Source organism: Salipiger pallidus, assembly GCF_014643635.1.
In the GTDB taxonomy this organism is placed as follows: Bacteria; Pseudomonadota; Alphaproteobacteria; order Rhodobacterales; family Rhodobacteraceae; genus Salipiger; species Salipiger pallidus.
In genome coordinates this window covers 1-20,596 of record NZ_BMJV01000007.1, presented here as the reverse complement: position 1 = coordinate 20,596, position 20,596 = coordinate 1, and the positions used below count along the sequence as shown (strand labels likewise).

General features: G+C 64.4%; 23 protein-coding genes. 12 read left to right on the top strand and 11 right to left on the bottom strand.

Annotated features, from left to right (window positions below; genetic code table 11):
* The first annotated feature begins 139 nt into the window (after positions 1-139).
* From budC to IEX41_RS16150, 5 genes are all read left to right on the top strand, one after another.
* Positions 140-898, top strand: coding sequence for a meso-2,3-butanediol dehydrogenase (gene budC, locus IEX41_RS16170; RefSeq protein WP_188791311.1), 759 nt, complete (start codon positions 140-142; stop codon positions 896-898).
* A gap of 48 nt (positions 899-946) precedes the next feature.
* Positions 947-1,552 (top strand): ribonuclease HII, encoded by a 606-nt coding sequence (gene rnhB / locus IEX41_RS16165; protein WP_188791310.1) that lies wholly within the window; start codon positions 947-949, stop codon positions 1,550-1,552.
* Between the two features lie 117 nt (positions 1,553-1,669).
* Positions 1,670-2,779, top strand: coding sequence for a site-specific DNA-methyltransferase (locus IEX41_RS16160; RefSeq protein ID WP_188791309.1), 1,110 nt, complete (start codon positions 1,670-1,672; stop codon positions 2,777-2,779).
* A 171-nt stretch (positions 2,780-2,950) separates the two neighbouring features.
* Positions 2,951-3,823: a DMT family transporter gene (locus tag IEX41_RS16155; RefSeq protein ID WP_188791308.1), complete on the top strand. Its 873-nt coding sequence runs from the start codon at positions 2,951-2,953 to the stop codon at positions 3,821-3,823.
* Positions 3,824-3,904: 81 nt separating this feature from the next.
* A complete protein-coding gene (locus IEX41_RS16150) occupies positions 3,905-5,794 on the top strand; it encodes a methyl-accepting chemotaxis protein (protein WP_229673297.1) in 1,890 nt (629 codons plus the stop codon).
* A gap of 177 nt (positions 5,795-5,971) precedes the next feature.
* Here the strand turns inward: IEX41_RS16150 and aroC are convergent, their stop codons facing one another.
* Positions 5,972-7,072: a chorismate synthase gene (aroC, locus tag IEX41_RS16145; protein WP_188791307.1), complete on the bottom strand. Its 1,101-nt coding sequence runs from the start codon at positions 7,070-7,072 to the stop codon at positions 5,972-5,974.
* An 876-nt stretch (positions 7,073-7,948) separates the two neighbouring features.
* Here aroC and IEX41_RS16140 point away from each other — a divergent pair.
* Positions 7,949-8,302, top strand: a complete 354-nt coding sequence (locus IEX41_RS16140) for a hypothetical protein (protein ID WP_188791306.1) — start codon at positions 7,949-7,951, stop codon at positions 8,300-8,302.
* Positions 8,303-8,467: 165 nt separating this feature from the next.
* On the opposite strand, the gene IEX41_RS16135 is transcribed toward IEX41_RS16140, so the two are convergent.
* Genes IEX41_RS16135 through petA form a run of 3 tightly spaced genes read right to left on the bottom strand, consistent with a single transcriptional unit; the run spans position 8,468 to position 11,199 of the window.
* Complete coding sequence (locus IEX41_RS16135; RefSeq protein ID WP_188791305.1) at positions 8,468-9,250, bottom strand: cytochrome c1; 783 nt, start codon at positions 9,248-9,250, stop codon at positions 8,468-8,470.
* 17 nt (positions 9,251-9,267) lie between these two features.
* Positions 9,268-10,608: a cytochrome b gene (gene petB / locus IEX41_RS16130; RefSeq protein WP_188791304.1), complete on the bottom strand. Its 1,341-nt coding sequence runs from the start codon at positions 10,606-10,608 to the stop codon at positions 9,268-9,270.
* 15 nt (positions 10,609-10,623) lie between these two features.
* Positions 10,624-11,199, bottom strand: coding sequence for a ubiquinol-cytochrome c reductase iron-sulfur subunit (gene petA / locus IEX41_RS16125; RefSeq protein ID WP_188791303.1), 576 nt, complete (start codon positions 11,197-11,199; stop codon positions 10,624-10,626).
* A gap of 222 nt (positions 11,200-11,421) precedes the next feature.
* On the opposite strand from petA, the gene IEX41_RS16120 reads away from it, so the two are divergent.
* Together IEX41_RS16120 and IEX41_RS21740 are read left to right on the top strand one after the other, a co-directional pair.
* Positions 11,422-12,081, top strand: a complete 660-nt coding sequence (locus IEX41_RS16120) for an outer membrane protein (RefSeq protein WP_188791302.1) — start codon at positions 11,422-11,424, stop codon at positions 12,079-12,081.
* Positions 12,082-12,438: 357 nt separating this feature from the next.
* Positions 12,439-12,564 carry a cupin domain-containing protein gene (locus IEX41_RS21740; RefSeq protein ID WP_277874187.1) on the top strand — a complete coding sequence of 42 codons (126 nt, stop codon included), beginning with the start codon at positions 12,439-12,441 and terminating at the stop codon, positions 12,562-12,564.
* A 235-nt stretch (positions 12,565-12,799) separates the two neighbouring features.
* Here IEX41_RS21740 and pssA read toward each other — a convergent pair whose 3' ends face one another.
* The 5 genes from pssA to IEX41_RS16095 all read right to left on the bottom strand — a co-directional run bounded on the left by pssA (position 12,800) and on the right by IEX41_RS16095 (position 16,793).
* Entirely contained in the window at positions 12,800-13,498 is a 699-nt protein-coding gene (gene pssA, locus IEX41_RS16115) for a CDP-diacylglycerol--serine O-phosphatidyltransferase (protein WP_229673315.1), read from the bottom strand.
* Positions 13,499-13,643: 145 nt separating this feature from the next.
* Entirely contained in the window at positions 13,644-14,327 is a 684-nt protein-coding gene (locus tag IEX41_RS16110) for a phosphatidylserine decarboxylase (protein ID WP_188791300.1), read from the bottom strand.
* Between the two features lie 81 nt (positions 14,328-14,408).
* On the bottom strand, positions 14,409-15,008 hold the full coding sequence (locus IEX41_RS16105; RefSeq protein ID WP_188791299.1) for a glutathione S-transferase: 600 nt from the start codon (positions 15,006-15,008) through the stop codon (positions 14,409-14,411).
* A 148-nt stretch (positions 15,009-15,156) separates the two neighbouring features.
* Positions 15,157-16,083, bottom strand: coding sequence for a tyrosine recombinase XerC (locus tag IEX41_RS16100; protein WP_188791298.1), 927 nt, complete (start codon positions 16,081-16,083; stop codon positions 15,157-15,159).
* Positions 16,080-16,793, bottom strand: coding sequence for a DUF484 family protein (locus IEX41_RS16095; protein ID WP_188791297.1), 714 nt, complete (start codon positions 16,791-16,793; stop codon positions 16,080-16,082). Before IEX41_RS16095 ends, IEX41_RS16100 begins: the two co-directional genes overlap by 4 nt.
* Positions 16,794-17,015: 222 nt before the next feature.
* Between IEX41_RS16095 and IEX41_RS16090 the strand changes: the two genes are divergently transcribed.
* Positions 17,016-17,345: an antibiotic biosynthesis monooxygenase family protein gene (locus IEX41_RS16090; RefSeq protein WP_188791296.1), complete on the top strand. Its 330-nt coding sequence runs from the start codon at positions 17,016-17,018 to the stop codon at positions 17,343-17,345.
* Between the two features lie 196 nt (positions 17,346-17,541).
* Here the strand turns inward: IEX41_RS16090 and IEX41_RS16085 are convergent, their stop codons facing one another.
* Positions 17,542-18,261 (bottom strand): response regulator transcription factor, encoded by a 720-nt coding sequence (locus tag IEX41_RS16085; RefSeq protein ID WP_188791295.1) that lies wholly within the window; start codon positions 18,259-18,261, stop codon positions 17,542-17,544.
* 291 nt (positions 18,262-18,552) lie between these two features.
* Here IEX41_RS16085 and IEX41_RS16080 point away from each other — a divergent pair, with 291 nt between their 5' ends.
* Positions 18,553-18,960, top strand: a complete 408-nt coding sequence (locus IEX41_RS16080) for a universal stress protein (RefSeq protein WP_188791294.1) — start codon at positions 18,553-18,555, stop codon at positions 18,958-18,960.
* A 15-nt stretch (positions 18,961-18,975) separates the two neighbouring features.
* On the opposite strand, the gene IEX41_RS16075 is transcribed toward IEX41_RS16080, so the two are convergent.
* Entirely contained in the window at positions 18,976-19,563 is a 588-nt protein-coding gene (locus IEX41_RS16075) for a hypothetical protein (protein ID WP_229673290.1), read from the bottom strand.
* 174 nt (positions 19,564-19,737) lie between these two features.
* Between IEX41_RS16075 and IEX41_RS16070 the strand changes: the two genes are divergently transcribed.
* Positions 19,738-20,358, top strand: a complete 621-nt coding sequence (locus IEX41_RS16070) for a hypothetical protein (protein ID WP_188791293.1) — start codon at positions 19,738-19,740, stop codon at positions 20,356-20,358.
* 133 nt (positions 20,359-20,491) lie between these two features.
* Positions 20,492-20,596: GTP-binding protein (locus IEX41_RS16065; protein ID WP_229673040.1), on the top strand; the 105-nt coding region annotated here is incomplete at its 3' end.

Genomic DNA, 20,596 nt, shown 5'->3' with positions numbered 1-20,596 from the left:
GGGCAGGAGCGGTCCGAAGCGGCGATATTCAAAGCAGGTGGGGGGGGCTGGTGAGGGGCCCATCACTTCCGCCGTGATCTTGGAACGTGTCCTCCGGGGATCTCGTTGTTTTTGCAACTGAACAACGAAAGGACCCGACATGAAACGCTTTGAGAACAAGACCGTGATCGTCACCGGCGCGTCTTCCGGCATCGGCGCTGCCACCGCCCGCCGCTTTGGCTGCGAGGGCGCAAACGTGGTGCTGATTTCGCGCAGTGAGGACAAGCTGAAGGCGGTCGCTGAAGGCATCGACAGCGCAAAGGTGGTTGTGGCCGACCTCAGCACCCAGGACGGCGCCCAGAAGGCCGCGACCGAGGCGCGTCAGGCCTTTGGCACCGTTGACGTGTTGGTCAACAACGCAGGCACCGCCGTTGCGGGCAGCATTGAGGACGTGGACGAGGATGGCTTCGAGACGGTCATGGAGACTGATGTGACGGGTGTTTGGCGCCTTACCAAGGCGCTTTGGCCCGATCTCAAGGCGACGCGCGGCAACGTGGTCATGACCTCATCGGTGTCCGGCATCGGTGGCGACTGGAACATGCACGCCTACAATACGGCCAAAGGCGCGATCACCAACATGACCCGCGCGCTGGCGCTGGATGCGCGTGACAGCGGTGTGCGGGTGAACGCGGTGAACCCAGCCTACACCAAATCCGAGCTCACCACCGGCATCCAGAACAACAAGGAGCTGGAGGCTAAGTTCATGGAGCGCATGCCCCTCGGTCGCCCTGCAGAGCCCGAGGACATCGGCGATGTCATCGCTTTCCTCGCCAGCGATGACGCCCGCTTCGTCAACGGGGTAAACCTGCCCGTGGATGGCGGCCTTTCCGCATCGAATGGCCAGCCGCCTCAAGCCTGAGGCCGACGAATCCTTGCGGCCCGGCCCCTGATGCGGAATCCCTGCGTGATGGATTGGCCGGACGATTCTTTCGAGGCGCCCCTATGGGGGCAGGGCCTGCGCGTGGCCGGGGTCGACGAGGTCGGCCGCGGCCCTCTCGCGGGTCCGGTCGTCGCCTGTGCGGTGGTTCTGACCGAAGGGCAGGTGCCGCTTGGGCTCAACGACTCAAAGAAGATGACCGCCCGTCGCAGGGCGGCTCTTTACGACGCCATCCACGAGCAGGCCGAGGTTTCGGTCGGGGTGGCGTCGGTCGACGAGATCGACAGCCTGAACATCCTTAAGGCGAGCTTGCTTGCCATGCGCCGGGCCGTCGAAGGCCTGCCTCAGCCGCCCGGCCATGCCCTGGTCGACGGCAAGTTTATCCCGGAGGAGTTGCGCTGCGTCGCGACGCCTATCGTGAAGGGAGACGGCCGTTCGGTAAGCATCGCGGCGGCCTCGATCGTTGCCAAAGAGTGGCGTGATCGGCTCATGCGGGATTTGGCGCAACAGCATCCGGGCTATGGCTGGGAAACGAACGCAGGTTACGGCTCCAAAAGTCACATTGAGGCGCTCCTAAATCTTGGAGTGACCCCACATCATAGGCGTTCGTTCAAGCCTGTCTACCAGATGTTGTGACAACAGCAAAGCGCAACGCGCTGATTCAAAAAACAAATTGACCGCGAATCGCCTTTGAATCATCTTTGTGGCCAACCAGACGAGTGCGAAAATGCACCAATCGGGGCAGAGGCAGAGATGAACGCGATGACAAAAACTAAGGGCACGCAAGTGCTCCCTCTCAACACGATTCTTGCCGGGGACTGCATCGAACAGATGAACAGCCTTCCCGCGGAGTCCGTTGACCTCATCTTCGCCGACCCGCCCTACAACCTGCAATTGCGCGGCGATCTGCATCGCCCCGACAACAGCCGCGTTGATGCGGTTGACGACCACTGGGACCAGTTCGCCAGTTTCCAGGTCTATGACGACTTCACCCGTGCCTGGCTAAAGGCGGCTCATCGCCTGCTGAAGCCCAATGGCGCGATCTGGGTGATTGGCTCCTACCACAACATCTTCCGCGTCGGCGCCTCGCTTCAGGATGCGGGCTACTGGATCCTGAATGATGTGGTCTGGCGCAAGTCGAACCCGATGCCCAACTTCCGCGGCAAGCGCTTCACCAATGCCCACGAGACGATGATCTGGGCCTCCAAGAGCGAGGGTGCCAAGTACACCTTCAACTACGAGGCCCTCAAAGCGCTGAACGAGGGCATCCAGATGCGCTCGGACTGGGTTCTGCCGATCTGCAACGGTGGTGAGCGGCTCAAGGACGCCAATGGCGACAAGGCGCACCCGACGCAAAAGCCCATGAGCCTGTTGCACCGCGTTCTGGTGGGATCGACCAACCCCGGCGACGTGGTGCTCGACCCGTTCTTCGGCACCGGCACCACCGGTGCCGTGGCCAAGATGCTCGGCCGCGACTGGATCGGCATTGAGCGCGAGGAAAGCTACCGCGAGGTGGCCACTCGCCGCATTGCCGACGTGCGCGCCTTCGACCGGTCTGCGCTCGAGGTGACGCGGGCCAAGCGCGCGGAGCCGCGTGTGCCCTTTGGCCAGCTGGTAGAACGCGGCATGCTCAGCCCCGGAGAGACGCTGGTGTCCCCCACGGGCAAGATCGCCCGCGTGCGCGCCGACGGCACGCTGGTCGGGGACGGCGTCAAGGGATCCATCCACCAGGTGGGCGCGCATCTAGAGGGCGCGCCGTCCTGCAACGGCTGGACCTACTGGCAGTTCCGCAAGGACGGCAAGACCGTTCCCATCGACGTGCTGCGCCAGCAGATCCGCGCCGAGATGGCCGACCGCGCCTGACGCCTCCGGCAGGGCTTTACAGACACTCAGGAACAACCAGAGACCGCCAGTGCCTGCCCATGTGAGCAGGCACAACTGGCCCCGTCTGCGCATCGGTGCGGGCGGGGCATTTTTCGTTCCACTTGCAAAGGGGGGGCGATCCGGGTCATTTGCGCACAAACGGAGGGATGCATGGAACTGCGCGCGATAGTGATGGGCCTAGCCTTTGCGATGATGTGGTCGTCGGCCTTTGCCTCGGCGCGGATCATCGTCTCGGCAGCACCGCCCCTTGGCTCTCTGGCGCTGCGGTTTCTCGTGTCGGGCCTCCTTGCGGTGGCGCTGGCGCGGCTCATGGGGCAAAGCTGGCGGCTCAGCCGGGCGCAATGGCGCGCCACCATCGTCTTCGGCCTGTGCCAGAACGCGCTGTACCTGGGGCTCAATTTCGTTGCCATGCAATGGGTCGAGGCATCGCTGGCCTCGATCATCGCCTCCGTCATGCCGCTGTTGGTGGCGCTGGCAAGTTGGCTGCTTTTCAAGGAACGTCTGCGCCCGCTGGGGTACGCCGGGCTGTTGGCGGGGATCGTGGGCGTCACGCTCATCATGGGCGCGCGGCTGCAGGGCGGGGCAGACCCGCTGGGCGTGGGACTTTGCGTTCTGGGGGTGATCTCGCTCGCGGTGGCGACGATGTCGGTGCGGGGCGCAATCACCGGGGGCAATGTCATGATGATTGTCGGCCTGCAGATGCTGGTGGGCAGCGCGTTGCTCTGGCCGGTGGCCATCGCCTTCGAGACCCCTCAGGTTGACTGGTCATGGCGTCTGGTGGCGGCGTTTTCCTATACCGTGCTGGTGCCCGGCGTGGCGGCAACCTTCCTCTGGGTGGTGCTGGTGGAACGCATCGGCGCGATCCGCGCCGCGACCTTCCACTTCCTCAACCCGTTCTTCGGGGTCGCCGTGGCCGCGGTGCTTCTGGGCGAGCCGATGGGCGTCTACGACGTGATCGGCGTGGCGATCATCACGGCGGGCATCCTCGCGGTGCAGCTGTCGCGGCTGTCGTCGCGGAAATAGGGCACACGCGAAGATATTGTTTACGGGTCTCTGATAGCTCCGTTCCCGAACACACCCGGGCGCGGTAGTTGGAGAGACCCTGTGATAAAGAAATTCCCTATCCGTATTCAGATCATGGCCCTGGGCATGGCCTTTGCCCTGCTGATCTTGGCAAGCGGCATCTTGAGCTGGAGCGTCCAGAGCAGGGTGGCGCGCGACATCCAGCTTGCCTTTGACAGGGTGGTGCAGAACGAGACCATTGCTCTTATCCGCGAAGACATGGAACAGGCGCGAGTGAACGTGATGGAATTCGCCGCGGGGGATCAGAACGCTGTCGAAAGTATGGTGGGCAACTTCAAAGAGGTGACCGATGTGATCGCGCAGGATCTGCACAAGTTCACCGATCCGCGCGTCTCCACTGCTCTGCGCGAAGATTACGCCGAGGCACTGCTTGGGGTAAGCGCCCGGATCAGCGACCTGTCTGCCCGCGCTTCCGAACTCGACTGGACGTCAGGACAGGCCCCGTCGACTATTCAGGCGACCGCGCGCGACATCTTCCAGGCAATCGGGGTAGAAATCGCCACCGTTGATGACATTCAGGAGGTCACCCGCGTCACCGCCGTTCAGACCGAGGATCGCACCAAGGAAAGCGTGAGCAACAGCATGACGATGCTGCTGCTGTCGCTGGCCGGGATCACTGCGGTTTCAATGCTGATGGTGTTCTTCTTCGGCGGCGTCATCGCGCGGCCGCTGTCCCGCTCGGCCAAGGATGTGGAGGCGATTTCTGCCGGCAACTACGATATCGAGATTTCAGGCACGGATCGGGGCGACGAAGCCGGCGTGATTGCCCGCAATCTCGAGTCCCTGCGCGAGTCGCTGCGGTCCGCCGATCTGGCGGATGCCAAGGAACGCGCAGCGAATGACCGTCGCGTCGCGCTTTTCGGAACGCTGGGCAAGGCGATGGAGCATCTGTCGGATGGCAAGTTCGAGGACCGGATCGACCCGTCCGAATGGCAGGATCTTGGCCAGAGCTACGCGGACATTTGCGGCGATTTCAACAGCCTGTGCGAGAAGATAGGCGACCTCATCCTGTCCCTTCAGGATTCCGCGAAAATGGTACAGCGCAGTTCCCAGGGGCTGTCGCAGATGTCTACTGAGATGTCGCGCCGGTCCGAGGTGCAGGCCGCCACCCTCGAAGAATCCGCTGCGGCGCTCGAGCAACTGTCGAGCAGCGTGAAGACAGCTGCAGAAAACGCGGACGCGGCTGACAAGCGGGCAGGGGATGGCCGCCGTCGTGCCGAAGAGGCGGGTGAAGTGATGGACCGCGCGCTTCAGGCAATGAGCTCCATCGCCACGTCTTCAGATCAGATCACTCAGATCATCGGTGTCATTGATGACATCGCCTTCCAGACCAACCTGCTGGCGCTCAACGCCGGTGTCGAGGCTGCGCGTGCTGGCGAGAGCGGCAAGGGCTTCTCGGTGGTTGCCTCCGAGGTCCGTTCGCTGGCGCAGCGCGCATCCGAATCCGCCCGCGAGATCAAGGCGCTGGTGTCCAACAGCTCGCAGCAGGTGAAGGATGGCGGGCAGCTGGTAGAGCAGACCGGCGATAGCCTTGCGGATATCGTCCGCTACGTCAGCGAGGTTTCCGGCATGGTTTCCGAGATCGCCTCGGCAGCACGAGAGCAGGCTGCCGGTGTGCAGGAGATCAACGTGGGTGTCGCAGAACTGGACAAGGTCACTCAGCAGAACGCGGCCATGGTTGGAGAAACGAGCACGGCCAGCCAGCAGCTCAGCCAAGAAGCGGATCGTCTGACGACCCAGCTGGCCAATTTCTCGGGCAGCGGTGTTGATGGCCGGCAGGAGGTGGACCCCATCGCTGTCCCCTTCGAGGAAATTGACGACGCGCTGCCAATGGCCGGCTCGGGTCAAGCGGCTGTTCCCATGCCGCAGAAGGTTGCGGTGAACTCAGGCGCGCAGTGGGAAGATTTCTGAAGACGGCATCAGATAGCCCGCCCAGGGCTCTCCGACTCATAGGTATCGCGGGACGAAAGCTTAGGGCAAAGGCCTCTTACTTCCTGCCAGCGTGTGGCAGGACGCAAGAGCGGTCCGTCCAATGAAAGCCGCTCGGAGGAGGGCATGACTGTTGCGACCTCGGCAGGACTGGTGCCTTCAGCCAATTTGCCCTTGGTTCTCGCCAACTTGCCCACGGTGGAGCAACAGGTGGTCAAGCAGGACGCAGGCCACCATGGCTTCGCCGACCGGCACCGCCCGGATTCCGACGCAGGGATCGTGCCGACCTTTGGTGATGATGGTGGTGTCCTCACCGGATTTGGTGATGGTGCGACGCTCGGTCAGGATCGACGAAGTCGGTTTTACCGCGAACCGCAGCACGATGTCCTGTCCGGTGGAGATGCCCCCAAGGATGCCGCCGGCGTGGTTCGATGAATACACCGGCCCATCAGGTCCCATGGCAATCTCGTCGGCATTCTCCGAACCTCGCAATGCCGCCGAAGCCATGCCTTCACCGATCTCGACCGCTTTCACCGCGTTGATCGACATGGCAGCCGCTGCCAGATCCGTATCGAGCTTGCCGTAGATCGGCGCGCCAAGCCCCGAGGGGACGCCGCGCGCAATCACCTCGATCACTGCGCCGACGCTGTCGCCGGCTTTGCGCAGTCCGTCGAGATAATCGGCCCAGCCCTCGGCCGCCTTGGCATCGGGGCACCAGAACGGATTGTTCTCGATCTCGGTCATGTCCATTGCCGAGCGGTCGATGCCGTGGGGCCCCACCTGCACCATGTAGCCAGTGATCTCGATCTGTGGGGCCAAAGTCGCAAGCGCGGCACGGGCCAAGCCGCCTGCGGCGACCCGCGCGGCGGTTTCGCGGGCCGAAGACCGCCCGCCACCGCGGTAATCACGAATGCCATATTTTTGCCAGTAAGTGATGTCCGCGTGGCCGGGCCGGAATTTCTCGGCGATATCGCCATAATCTTTCGACCGCTGGTCGGTATTCTCGATCATCAGCTGCACCGGGGTGCCTGTGGTGCGCCCTTCGAAGAGGCCTGACAGGATTCGCACCTCGTCAGGTTCGCGCCGCTGGGTGGTGAACTTGTTCTGGCCGGGTTTGCGCCGGTCAAGCCAGTGCTGGAGCGTCGCTTCGTCGATCTCGACGCCGGGAGGACAGCCGTCGACTGTCGCGCCAAGCGCCGGGCCGTGGCTTTCGCCCCAAGTGGTGACGCGGAACAAGTGGCCGAAGGTGTTCATGCTCATGGTGGCTCTCCCGGGGGCTGACGTGCGCAGACATGCGGTCCGGCGCTACCTATGGCAGCCGCGCCTTCGCCTCAAGGGATTTCACCTGCGCGCGTGGGCCACGGGTCTCCGACCTCTGTGGGGCGGGCGCCAATTGCCGTGCCCAGATGAATTGTGCGGGACGGGTGAAACGACCCGATGACACCGGTGGAGAGAAGATTACGGCGGCACTCGGGACGTACTTTTTCCTCACATGTTCCCCGATACGGCTGCGGCGGCCACTACCTTTGTATCAGATCGGCAGATGGGAATGGACCGGCCGACAGCCCAGGTCTAAGCATCAATACCGGCGATCTCGCCGTGTCTGGATGTGGGCTTGGCGTGTTCCTTCAGAAGATGGTCGAGGTCGATTGCGGCTACGATACTTGGGTCTAGCTTGGCTGTCGGCAGCCATTTCGCTCGCTGGAGAGTGACAGCCGCATAGGGACGTCGTCAGCTCCGAAATGTTAAACGGGGCGTGTGGTATCGGACATGTCACGCTGCATCGGGGGAACCTGCCGCCGTCGTCCCTGCCGACGGACAGGGCAAACAAAGTCCTTCTGCGATTCGTCTTCGGTTGACGCTCTGCTTCCATCCATACCCCGAACGCCTGTGGCACCCTCCAGAGAGATCTTGAGCGATACTTGGGGTGGCTGATAACGTCGGTATCATGGCTTAGAACCCGCGCAGGAAAGTCTGGAACGCGTGGCGGTTCCGTCGCTGGCGGGGGCCGTGATCGCGCCTGATCTGGATATTCTGTCTGCGGTGGGAGGGGCCCTGCCTGTGATGCAGTGGCCTTGACGCGAAGCAGCTTCCCGAGGCGCGAAGTGCTGGTTGCTCCCGAGGGGCGCGCCTTGTGTGCAGGTGGTCGTGAAGGCGGTGCGTCGCCTGATCGCGGCGTTCAGCGGCCACTTGGGCAACGTGGGCTCTGGTCTGTCGAGAATGTTGAACCTTGGAAAGCAGGGCGTGCTGGCTGGGTTCGTGTTTCGCAGCCGCCGTTGTCGTTTAATGCTGAAGCGGAAGTGGCGTACCTGCAGCTGGGGGCAGGCTGATGGTGATGCTGTCTCTGAGAAAGTGCCCTCGATGGGCCCGTCCGGGGGGGAGCTGGCACCCAAGATCGAGATGCAGGCGCAGTTGGCGATCGCGGAAGAGCAGCTCGGGGCCTTGATGCTTTCGGTCCGCCTTGCCTGCGAAGCAAGGCGTACGCTGTAGCCGGGGGGTGAGGGGCGTGGCGACTGGCATGGAGCCTGTGCTGGGCAGCACGCGGGCGTTGTTCGATGATAAGGCAGAGGCGCTTTCAAATGGGCCGGGGCGTGCCCATGAAGCCAAAAAGCCCCGCCGTGATGGCAGGGCTTTTCGTTTTTAAGGTGAGCGGTATCAGCTCTTGTACTTGATCGGGCGCCAGATGCGCTTGTTGGTCAGGTACAGCAGCACCGACAGCAGCGTCAGGAAGATCACGCCGACAAAGCCCGCGTGCTTGCGCGCCATCATCTTCGGCTCGGCCGTCCACATCAGGAAGGCCGCTACGTCTTGCGCTTGGTGTTCGAGCGTGGCGGGGTAGCCGCCGGCATATTCCACCGAGTCGTCCATCAGCGGCGGGGCCATCGAGATCCAGCCGCTCGGGAAGGCGGTGTTCTCGTAGAACAGTGCGCCCGCTTCGGTCTTTTCCTCGCCGGTGTAGCCGGTGAGGATCGAAGCGATGTATTCCGCGCCGCCCATGCCGTTGAACAGCTGGCTGAGGCCAGTGCCGTAGGGGCCGTGGAAGCCCGCGCGTGCCTTGGCCATCATCGACAGGTCGGGGGCCCCGACGCTGTCGTTGGCGGGGAAGTGGTCGGTCGGGATGGCCGGGCGGAAATCGTCGAGCTCTTCGTCGAAGACCTCGAAGTTCTGCTCCGCATAGGCGCGCACTTCGTCTTCCGAGAAGGAGGGACCGCCGTCGTCGCTGAGCGTGCGCAGGGGCACGTATCTCAGGCCGTGACAGGCCGAGCAGACCTCGGTGTAGACCTGCAGGCCGCGCTGCAGCTGGTCCTGGTCGAAGGTGCCGAACGGCCCTTCAAAGGAGAAGCTGTAGTCTTCGACGTGGCCGCCCTCACCGGCAGCAAAAGCGCTGCCGGCAAGCCCGAGGGCAATCGCGGTCGAAAGGGCAAGTTTCTTGAACATCTTCATTGTCCTCTCTCTCACTCGGCCGGGTTCACGACGGTCTTTGTGCCGCCGGTCTTGGCCTTGTGCGCCTCGAAATCTTCTTCGATGGTCGCGGGACGCGGCAGCGGCTTTTCAAAGACACCGAGCAGCGGCAGGATCACGAAGAAGTAGCCGAACCAGTAGGCCGCGCCGATCAGCGAGAAGCTGGCATAGGGCTCTTCGGCGGGCATGGCGCCCAGCCACATCAGTGCGATGAAGTCGATCACCAGCAGCCAGAACCACCACTTGAACTGCGGGCGATAGCGGCCCGAGCGCACCGACGAGGTGTCGAGCCACGGCGCGAGGGCCATGGCGATGATGGCGCCGAACATGGCAAGCACACCGAAGAACTTGGCATCGACGATGCCGCCGGTGATGAAGCTTGCGATCTGCACGACCCAGACTTCCGACGTGAAGGCACGCAGGATCGCGTAGAATGGCAGGAAGTACCATTCGGGTACGATGTGCGCCGGCGTCGCCAGCGGGTTCGCCTCGATGTAGTTGTCCGGGTGGCCGAGGTAGTTGGGCATGAAGCCGACGATGGCCCAGAACACCGCGAGGATCACCGCGAGGGCGAACACGTCCTTGATGACGTAATAGGGCCAGAACGGCACCGTGTCCTTCTCGGCCTCGGCCTTCGAGGCGCGGCGCACTTCAACACCCGTGGGGTTGTTGTTGCCGGTCGAGTGGAAGGCCCAGATGTGCACTGCCACGAGCGCCGCGATGACGAAGGGCAGCAGGTAGTGCAGCGAGAAGAAGCGGTTCAGCGTCGCGTTGTCCACCGCCGGTCCACCCAGAAGCCAGGTCTGGATCGGCTCGCCGATGAAGGGGATGGCGCCGAAGAGGCCGGTGATCACGGTCGCGCCCCAGAAGGACATCTGACCCCAGGGAAGCACATAGCCCATGAAGGCGGTGCCCATCATGCACAGGTAGATCAGCATGCCGATGATCCACGTCACCTCGCGCGGGGACTTGTAGGACCCGTAGTAGAGGCCGCGGAAGATGTGCATGTACACGGCGACAAAGAACAGCGACGCGCCGTTCATATGCAGGTAGCGTAGCATGAAGCCGCCGTTCACGTCGCGCATGATGTGCTCGATCGAGGCAAAGGCCATGTCCACGTGCGGCGTGTAGTGCATGACCAGCACGATGCCGGTGATGATCTGCAGCGCCAGGCAGAAAGTAAGGATGATGCCCCAGATCCACATCCAGTTCAGGTTCTTGGGCGTGGGGATCATGATGGTGTCGACCAGCAGCCCGACGATCGGCAGCCGCTTGTGCAGCCAGCGCTCGGGGCCGGTCTTGGGTTCGTAATGGTCGTGCGGAATACCCGACATCTTTGCGTGCCTCCCTTAGCCCAGCAGAATGGTGGATTCGTCGACGAATTCCGCAACGGGAACCGGCAGGTTCTGCGGAGCCGGACCTTGCCGGATGCGTCCGGCGGTATCGTAGTGCGAGCCGTGGCAGGGGCAGAACCAGCCACCTACGCCGCCGGCGGTATATTCACCCGCGTTGCCCAGCGGCACGCAGCCAAGGTGGGTGCACACACCCATCATCACCAGCCATTCGCCGGTGTCGTCCAGCGCGCGGTTGGCGTCTGTCGCGTCGGCACCGTCTGCAATGTTGGGGTTGCGCGCGATCGGGTCGACGAGCTGGCTCATCTCGACACCGCGCGCGTCCTCGATCTCGGCCTCTGTGCGGCGGCGGATGAACACCGGCTTGCCGAGGTACTGCACCGTCAGCTGAGTGCCCAGTTCCACGCCGGACACGTCGACTCGGATGGTGCTGAGTGCACGCACGTCCGCCGACGGGTTCATCTGGTTGACGAGCGGCCAGACGGCGGCACCAGTCGCGACGACGCCTGCACCTGCGGTTGCATAATAGAGGAAGTCCCTCCGAGTGCCTTCGTGATCTTCTGCTTGTGTCACGGGGTAATCTCCATTCCTCACAGCCGTTTGCAGGCCATGTTCCCTAAGGTCGCCGTCTCCCGAAACGGTGTTCCCGCTCGCGTTTCTAGCGATCTGTCATGTGTCCGTAAAGCAATCATGAACTTGTGATTGCAAGAAGTGCGCATGTGTCGCAATTGCATGCGAGAAGGGGGGGGCGCATAAAGCGGTATCACGCATTTCCCATTGGCCGGAAGACACCTCATGAAAACCTTGATTCTTGCTGCATCGGTCTCGATTTCCGCGCTTGCCGCCTCGCAGGCGGTCGCGCAGGACATGGAGCTCTCCGTCTACACTGGCTGGCAGACCGCCCCGCACAGCCGCGCCTCGGGTGACTACCCCGGTGGTGGCAGCTACGACGCGCTGATCGGCTGGGACGGCAAGAGCTTCGAGATGCCGCCCTACTACGGTATCCGTGGCACTTGGTGGCAGTCCGAAACGCTGGGCTACGCGCTCGAATTCACCCACGCCAAGGTCTACGCACCGGACGACGAGCAGGCGGATATCGGCTTTGACCGGATGGAGTTCACCGACGGGCTCAACCTGCTGACCGTCAACGTAATGAAGCGCTGGCCCGAAAAGTGGAGCACCGCAACGCCCTATGTCGGCGCGGGCCTTGGCATCGCGGTGCCGCACGTGGATGTGGAGACCACCGCTGGCGACAAGACCTTCGGCTACCAGTACACTGGCCCGGCGGCGCGCCTGATCGCCGGCGTGAGCTACCCGGTGAGCGAGCGCTTCTCGGTCTTCGGCGAATACCAGTTCACCTACTCGTCCAACGAGGCGGATCTCGACGGTGGCGGCTCGCTCAACACCGACATCAAGACCAATGCCCTGAACTTCGGCGTGTCGATGAACTTCTGATCCACTGTGGATCTGGCCGTGATCACATCACGGCTGTCGGGGGCGTCCTTCCGGGCGCCCCTTCTGCTTGGGGCAGCGCGGTTCCATCAGGCTGGCTCATGGGTGCTATTCCGGTAGGGGCATTCACCCTAAGCCAGCGGGACCTGCTGGGCGGTGGTGCCGCGCTGATGACGGCGGGCTTCGCGCCAGTCGCGGCAGCTTAGGAGAGCGGCAAGGCCACGTCTCCGGGGGGCATCCAGATCACACCGAACCGGTCCCGCGACCCCCTCAGCGGATCCCCGGCAACCTCACCGGCCACGCCGTGACCGACATGTCCGACCCGGCAAGCAAGGAAACCCAAGCCTCGGGCGGCGCGCGGTGCGTGTCACACCCCACCGGGTGGACCTGTCTATCTTCGTGACCGACGGCAAGGGCTGGAGCCAGGCCGACGGCGAGGAAAAGGAAGAGATCACCCTTGGCGACGTCATCTGCAGTCCCGCGTAGCTCAACCAGTGGCACGGCGCGAACGACACCATCGGCAGCTCGCATATCGCGATTTCCTACGTGCAGGACGGCGATAGCGACACCTGGGGCGATCTGGTCCCCGCCGAGAAATTCGCAGGTGGGTCCAGCCCTGTTGCCGGCGAACGCCCTTCCCTCGGCTCAGGCGACAGGGCGCTGACGAAAAAGGCCGCCCGGATGGTCTCCGGACGGCCTTTGCATTCCGGTATGGCGGGCCTCAGCCGTCCTTGCGCCCCGAGAGCGGCAGCTTGCGGCGGGGCAGCATGATAATGACCGCCGCGATATAGGCCAGGCAGAGCAGCGCAAGGGTGATCCACGCGTAGCTTACCGCCGCCGCGAGGGCGAAGGCCACCGCCACGAGGAAGAACTTGGCGTTCTTGCGCGGGATGCGGGTGGTCTTGAACGACCAGGTGGGGATGCGGCTGATCATCGACAGCCCCACGAGCACCATCCACACCACGATCACGAGGTCTGGCAGGAACGGTCCGGTGGCGAAGGCGAAGCTGAGGACCATGGGCAGCATCACCAGCATTGCCCCGGCGGGCGACGGCACGCCGGTGAAATAGGCGTTGTCGTGTTCCTTGTCCTCGGACTTGCGCTGTACGTTGAACCGCGCGAGGCGCACCACCGCGCAGACCGCGAAGATCAGCACCGCGAGCCAGCCGAAGGAGCGGCTGTCCTCGAGCGCCCATGTGTAGAGCAGGAAGCCCGGCGCCACCCCGAAGTTGAGGAAATCCGCGAGACTGTCGAGCTCGGCCCCCATGCCGCTTTCGGACTTGAGCGCGCGCGCCAGCCGTCCGTCCATGCCATCGAGCACGGCGGCAAGCAGGATAAGTTGCACGGCGATCTCGTAGCTGCCCTGAAGCCCGTAGCGGATCGCTGTGAGGCCTGCGCAGATCGCCACCACGGTCAGCATGTTGGGCAGAAGCTGGATGAGGGTCAGCTTTTCGTTCGCCTTGGGCTGGGCGGGTTTGGGATCGGGGGTGGCCGTTTCGTGAGCGCCTGTCGCGGGGCTGCCGGCGCCCGCTGCGGCGTCCCGATCGGTGCCCGGGGTCTCGGGATCAGCTGCCATCGGTGACCTCCGCAACGCCGAGGTCGGCAAGCACGGTTTCACCGGCGACCATGGTCTGGCCGATTTCGACCAGCGGGGCGACGCCCTCGGGCAGGTAGACATCGAGCCGCGAGCCAAAGCGGATCAGGCCGAAGCGTTCGCCGCGGGCAAGCCAGTCGCCGTCCTTTTTCCACCACATGATGCGCCGCGCCACGAGGCCGGCGATCTGCACCACGGCGATCTCGCGCCCATCCTCGAGCCGGATGCGCAGGGCGTTGCGCTCATTGTCCTCGGAGGCCTTGTCGAGCGAGGCGTTGAGAAACTTGCCCGGGCGGTAAGCGATGTTCAGCACCTCGCCCGCGACCGGAGAGCGGTTCACGTGGCAGTTGAACACCGACATGAATACCGACACCCGCGTCAGCGGCTGCGGCCCCATCCCAAGTTCGGCCGGAGGCACGGCGGGCTCGATCAGCGACACCATGCCGTCGGCGGGGCTGATAACGAGGCCGGGACGGGTGGGGGTGACCCGGTCGGGATCGCGGAAGAAGTAATAGCACCAGACCGTGAGGCCTACGCCGATCCAGCCCAGCGGTTCCCAGATCAGGAACAGGACAAGGGTGATGGCCGCGAAGATCGCGACGAACTTGCGCCCCTCGGGGTGCATCGGCTTGATGAAAGTGTCGCGCATCCGCATCTGTGGCGTCCTCTCGGGTTAGATCGTTGTTTGGGGCGGGGTAGGGCAGGCGGGCCTGCCATGGCAAGCCCGGGAAAGGTGTCAGGGCGCGGTGGCGGTCATCGACTCGCGCTGCGCGAAGGTCTTGAACCAAGTGGCAAGCCCATCGCGGCCCCGGCGCCACTGGCGGTCGTCATGGCGGAAGTCGAGGTAGGCCAGACCGCAGGCGATGCCGATGTGGCTCATGTCGAGGGGGCCATGCAGGTGACTCAGCCAGCGGGCGTTCACCGTGTCGAGGATGCGGTCGACCTTGGTCCACTGCGCCTCGATCCAGTCTTCGAACACCATGTGCTCGGGGCGCAAGCGGCGCTCGTAGGTCATGAGCACGGCAGCCTCGAGCAGGGCGTCGGCGGACGCCTCGAGGGTCAGCACGTCCCACAGGCGGCTGTCGGGATAAAGACCGGCCTGCGCGCGGTGGTCGAGATAGCGGCAGATCACCCGGCTGTCATAGATAGCAGGGCCGTCAGGCCGCACGAGCGTGGGGATCTTGCCTGCCGGGTTGGCGGCGGCCACGGTGGCATCGGGCGCAAGGGCGGAGTTCTTGACCTCCACCAGCTCCACGTCCTGAAGCTGGCCGGTTTCGTGCAGCGTGACCATGACCTTGCGGAAGAAGGGGGACGCGCCGGATTTCAGCAGTTTCATGGGTGGCAGCCTTTCTGGTCATGCATATCCTGTCGCGCGGGCCGTCGGGGGCGGGCGCGAAATGTTGGACACAGGTATGCCCGCAGACCCTTGCCTGCAAATCTTTTCGAAAAGATTTGCGCCTCACCCGCAGGGAGGAGGGGCTCCGTCAGCCGGCCTTGGGGTGGGTGGCCTCGTAAACCTTCATAAGGTGCACCTCGTCCACCGAGGTATAGGCCTGCGTCGTCGAAAGCGAGGCATGTCCCAGCAGCTCCTGGATGGATCGCAGGTCGCCGCCCGCCGACAACAGGTGCGTGGCAAAGCTGTGACGCATGGCGTGGGGCGTTGCCGTGGCGGGCAGGCCAAGCTGCATGCGCGCCTGTTCGGTCACTTTCTGAATCAGCCGTGGATTCAGCGCCCCGCCACGCTTGCCCCGGAACAGCGGGCTGTCCGGCTCGGCGGGCCAAGGGCAGAGGTCGAGGTATGCGCCAACCGCCTGGCGCGCCACGGGCAGCACCGGCACGATACGTTCCTTGTCGCCCTTGCCGACGATGCGCAGGCTTTCACCCATGGGCCAGTCGCGCCCCGTGAGGCCCAGCGCCTCGGAAATCCGCAGGCCGCAGCCATAAAGCAGCGTCACCACCGCCGCATCCCGCGCGCCGATCCAGCCGTCCCGCGCCTGCAGGCTGACCGTGTCGATCATCGCCCTCGCCGCATCTTCGGCTAGCGGTCGGGGGAGCTTTTTCTGGAATTTCGGCGCTCGGGCCAGCAGCACCGCCGTGGGTTCGAACCCTTCGCGTTCCGCCAGCCAGCGGTAGAAGCTTTTCACCGCCGACAGCTTGCGCGCCATCGACCGAGGCGCGGCGCCGCCTCCCCGGAGGTGGGCCATGAAAGCCCGCATGTCTGGAGTGGTCACCCGCGCCAGCGGGCTCAGGCCCTGCGGTTCGGCGTGATGCGCGGTCAGGAAGGCGATGAATTCCACCACGTCCGTGCGGTAGGCGGTCAGCGTGTTCTCGGCCATGCCCCGAAGGGCACGAGAGCCGGTCAGCCAGCTCTCCAGAGCGTCGCGCGCCGCCGGAGAGATCTCGAGGCTCATTGCAGCCAGCGCCGCATGGCGCGTTCGAACACCCCCGCGAAGAAGGCCAGCAGGTCGGTGCCTTGCTGCGGCGTGAACATGTGCGGGTCCTCGGATCCGAGGATCAGCAGGCCGGGCAGGCGGCCGGGACCGAAATCAAGCTTGAGGCAGGCCTCGGAGCGCATCGACTGGGCCTTGTCACCGAAAAGCTCGGGCGCGCCCTCGGACAGCTGGCGCAAGGTGACCGCGCGCAGGGGCGCTCCGCGTCCGTCCGAGAGGTAGTCTTCGATAAAGCCCGGCTCTGCCACCGACAGCACGTCCCCGAGACGGCGGATCGCCGGGTCGTTGTCGTTCTGGGACGACTCGAGCACCAGCCGCACGCAATTGACCCGCAGGATCTGCGCAACCTCTCCGGCAAGATCGTGCAGGAAGGGCTCGAACGCCACCGGGTCGAGCATGCGCAGTACCGCGCGATGGATCTGATTGGTGCCGGCAAGGTTCTCGTAGGCGGCGGCGATGACGCTGCGGTGGGTGTCCTCGAGCCGGTCGAGCCGTGCCTCGAGCCGTTCCATGGCGATGCCGCGCAGGTCCACGATGTTGCCGCCCATGGCGCGCTCGTTGGCCGCGATGAGCGCCTGCATCAGGTCGCGGTCGTCCAGGATCATGTCCGGGCGCAGGATGATCTCTTCGCGAAGGGTCTCGTCGATCGTCGGGGAAATGCTGCTGCTCATGCCATGCTCTTTTTGTGCCTTGGCTTAAGCGTAGCAGAGGGGTTTCGCGAGTGCGCCCCATTTTTCACGCCGTTCGCGTGGTTTCGCCACCCTGTTGCGCAACTGCCGGAGCCGTCCACGAGGGGGGATTGCGGCCCTGCCGATGCGGCGGCGCAGCGTGGGAGACGCTTTGGCAGGGCGCGCCGCCATGCCAGACTTGGTGCGGGGAATAGGAGAATCAGCATGCCGACCATCACCAGTCCGAGCACCTGCCAGACCGTGCTCACCACCTTCGAGACCACCCCCGGCACCTGCCAGGATCTGCTCGAGGCGCTGAGTGACGCCTACGAGATGTTCATCTCGAAACAGCCCGGCTTCCTCGGGGCGGGGCTGCATGTGAACGACGCGCAGACGCGCATCGCCAACTATTCGCAGTGGACCCGCCGCGAGGATTTTCAGGCCATGTTGCGCAGCGACGAGATGCGCCAGCGCAACCGGCACATCCACGAGCTCTGCAAAAGCTTCGAGCCGGTGATGTACGATGTGGCAGGCGTGTATCCCCGCAACGGGTGAGGCGGGCACGACGGGCCGGGCGGTCTGACCACCGGATTGGACGGTCATTGCCGGACAGATCGTCGTTGCTCGGGCTTGCGGAGACACCTCCGGTTTGCCGGGCTCGGCTGCGCCGGTCTTGGCCGCCGCGCCCCGACGCCGATGTTCAGGACATGTCAGATCACGGGAGGGCCGGCAGGCCGCCGGCCCGGTGTGGTCAGGCCGCGCGGTAGGCTGCCATTGCGCCTTTGCCGCTGCGCGCGGCGACACGTCCTTCACTGACCTCGAGCCGGTAGCCGGAGCCGCGCACCGTCTCGATGCCGAGCACGTCCGACACCGGCGACAGGTGGTTGCGCAGGTTGCACATGTAAACGTCGAAGACCCGCGGGGCCGGTTCGTTCTCGAATCCATAGACGTGGTTCAGAAGCTCTTCGCGCGAGGCAAGCGCACCTGCCCTCAGTGCAAGGAACTCGATTATCTCGTAGAGCTTCGGCGACAGTGAAAGGGTCACGTCCCCGAGGTGCACCCGCCGCGCTTCGAGGTCGAGCCGCAGCGGACCGCAGTGCAGTACCGGCTGGGGCACATGGTAGGTCCGGCGGGCCACGGCGCCGATGCGGGCGATGATCTCGGGCAGGGGGGCGGCCTCGTCGATGACCGTGTCGGCGCCAGACATCAGCCACTTGGCGATCTGCTGCGGCGTCGCCTTGCGGGCGAGAACGCAGATCGGCTTGTTCGGGGCCAGATCGCGCAGCCGCGACAGCGACGTAGAGCGTCCGATGAACGCGGCATCCACGATCAGGCCGTCATGGGCGCCGATCTTGTGGTAATCTTCCACGTCCTCGGTCCCTTCGCAGCGGGTGACAAGGGTGCCGGTATCGGCGATGGCCTTGGACAGGCTCACCAGCTTCCAGCTGGTTTCGGCAATCAGGTAACGCATGGCTCGCTCCTCGCTCGTTGGTCTTCGTGTGGATGGACCGGCGGCGCGAGTGCGTCCGCAGTGCCCGAATTCCTTTTCCGTCTGCCGACACCGAGCAGGGCCGAGTCGGCCATGCGGTGCCCTAATGGGGCAGGTTTGTAAGGGGTCGCGCTTTCTGCGGCGTAAAAACGGTTTAATGGCAGATTGTGGCCTAAAGGTGCCCGAAGCTAGGCTGGGCCCGGGTGATATGGATCAAAGTCTTATCCTTTGGGGTAGGTTTATACCGTGACCGAGACGCAAAGGAGGCGGACCATGTATCGCAACATTCTCGTTCCCGTCGCATTCGACAACGAAGACAAGGCGAAAGCCGCCATCGCGGTGGCGCAAGGGCTGGCCGCACAGGATGCCGCCATCACCCTGCTGCATGTGGTGGAGCAGATCCCTGGCTACGTCATGGCTTATGTCCCGCCCGACCATGTCGCCGAGCAACGCAAGACCATGCAGGCGGACCTCGATGCGCTTGCCGCCGGGGTGCCGGGCGCGCGGGCCGTGCTGGTCGATGGGCATTCCGGGCGTACCATCCTCGACTACGCCGAGGCCAAGGGCAGCGACCTGATCGTCATCGCCTCGCATCGCCCGGGCATGGCTGACATGCTGATTGGGTCCACCGCCGCGCAGGTGGTGCGCCACGCAACCTGCGCGGTGCACGTCCTGCGCTGATAAGCCGGCAGGGGGTTACTGGACCGAGCGTTCGCGCTTGCGCCGGAACACCTCCTGCCGCGGCAGCCAGGGGTACTCGTGGTCATCGACCGTGGCGCCCCAGTAGAGCTCCCCGCCCCAGCGCCACGGGTCGAGCACGATGCCGTCGTACATGTCGTCGCCGGGGGCGCTGACGATGACGGTGCTGTGCTCGATCCGCCAGGCGTTTTCCGAATTTGCAATGGCGCGGTGCAGGTCGAGCGTGTCGAACCCCTCCATGCGCAGCCGCGCCTCGAGATCGTCCGCCCACTGGTAGCATAGGCCGCGCGGCTTGGTGCCGTTGTTGACCTTGATGTTGTGAATGTAGGGCGGATCCTCGATCTCGTATTCCACTGCCAGCTGCAGCGGATACTCGTATGCGATCTGCGCGGCACGCAGAGCCTCGGCCTCGTCCACCTCCGGGCCAAGGGCGCGGATCGCCGCGGCCAGTTCGGCCACGTCCGCACCGGTTGGACGGGGCAGGTCCTCGGGGCGCGGCGTCGCGCAGGCGGCGAGCAGAAGGGCGGAGGCAAGAAGGGCGGCGGTCTTCGGGAGCGGCGTCTTCGGGATCGGCTGGGGTTGCAAGGTCGGTCCGTCTCTGTCGGGAAGGTGATGTGGCGCAGATGATGACGTCCGCGCGTCCAAGGGCAAGAGCGCGGTGAACACGTCTGCCCCTGCGTTGCATGGTTGCTGCAATTGCGCGCGGAGCCTTGCTGCGCTATGCCTCTCGGGTCGCCGTATTTCCCCCCGGGAGGGTCCATGTTTCGCCTCGCTTCTGCCGCCCTGCTTGCCCTCGCGCTCGGGGCCTGTGCCAATGGCCAGTCCGATCTCGACAAGCCGGCAGAGCCGATCGGTGATTTCAAGCTGGGCCACGCGATCGTCGTCGCCCCCAACATCGTAAAGGGCCCGGTGTCGCGCGAAGCGTCGACCGAGGACTGGATCGCCTCGGTGGACGGCGCTCTCGAAGAGCGGTTCCGCCGCCATGAGGGCGAGAAGTTTTACCACCTCGGTGTCAGCATCGAAGGCTACGTGCTTGCGCAGCCCGGCGTGCCGCTGATCTTCAGCCCCAAGTCGGCGCTGATCGTCAACGTCACCGCCTGGGATGACACGACGCAATCCAAGCTCAACCCCGAGCCTGAGCAGATCACCGCCATGGAAAGCTTCTCGGCGGAGACGGCGGTGGGGTCGGGCCTGACCCAGTCCAGCGAAGAGCAGATGCGCAACCTGTCGGCCAATGTCGCCCTGCAGATCGAGAAATGGATGCGCCGCCAGCAGCGCAAGGAGGGCTGGTTCGGTGGCCCGGACGCCGGCAGACCGGTGGCCGCGGACGCCGATGATTCGGCTGAAGCCCCTTCTGACGAGGACGTGAACGACACCTGAATGTCGATTCCTGTGTTTGGTGACCCCGCGAAGTGCATCAGGCGCTTGATTTTCCCGTTGCAAGTCAATAAACGGCCCGCGATGCGAAACCGGGTCACTTTCGGCCCCTCAAAAGGCGAGGCGTCTTTAGAAGATGGCAAAGGAAAAGTTCGAGCGGTCCAAACCGCACTGCAACATCGGCACGATCGGCCACGTGGACCACGGCAAGACCACGCTGACCGCCGCGATCACCAAGTAC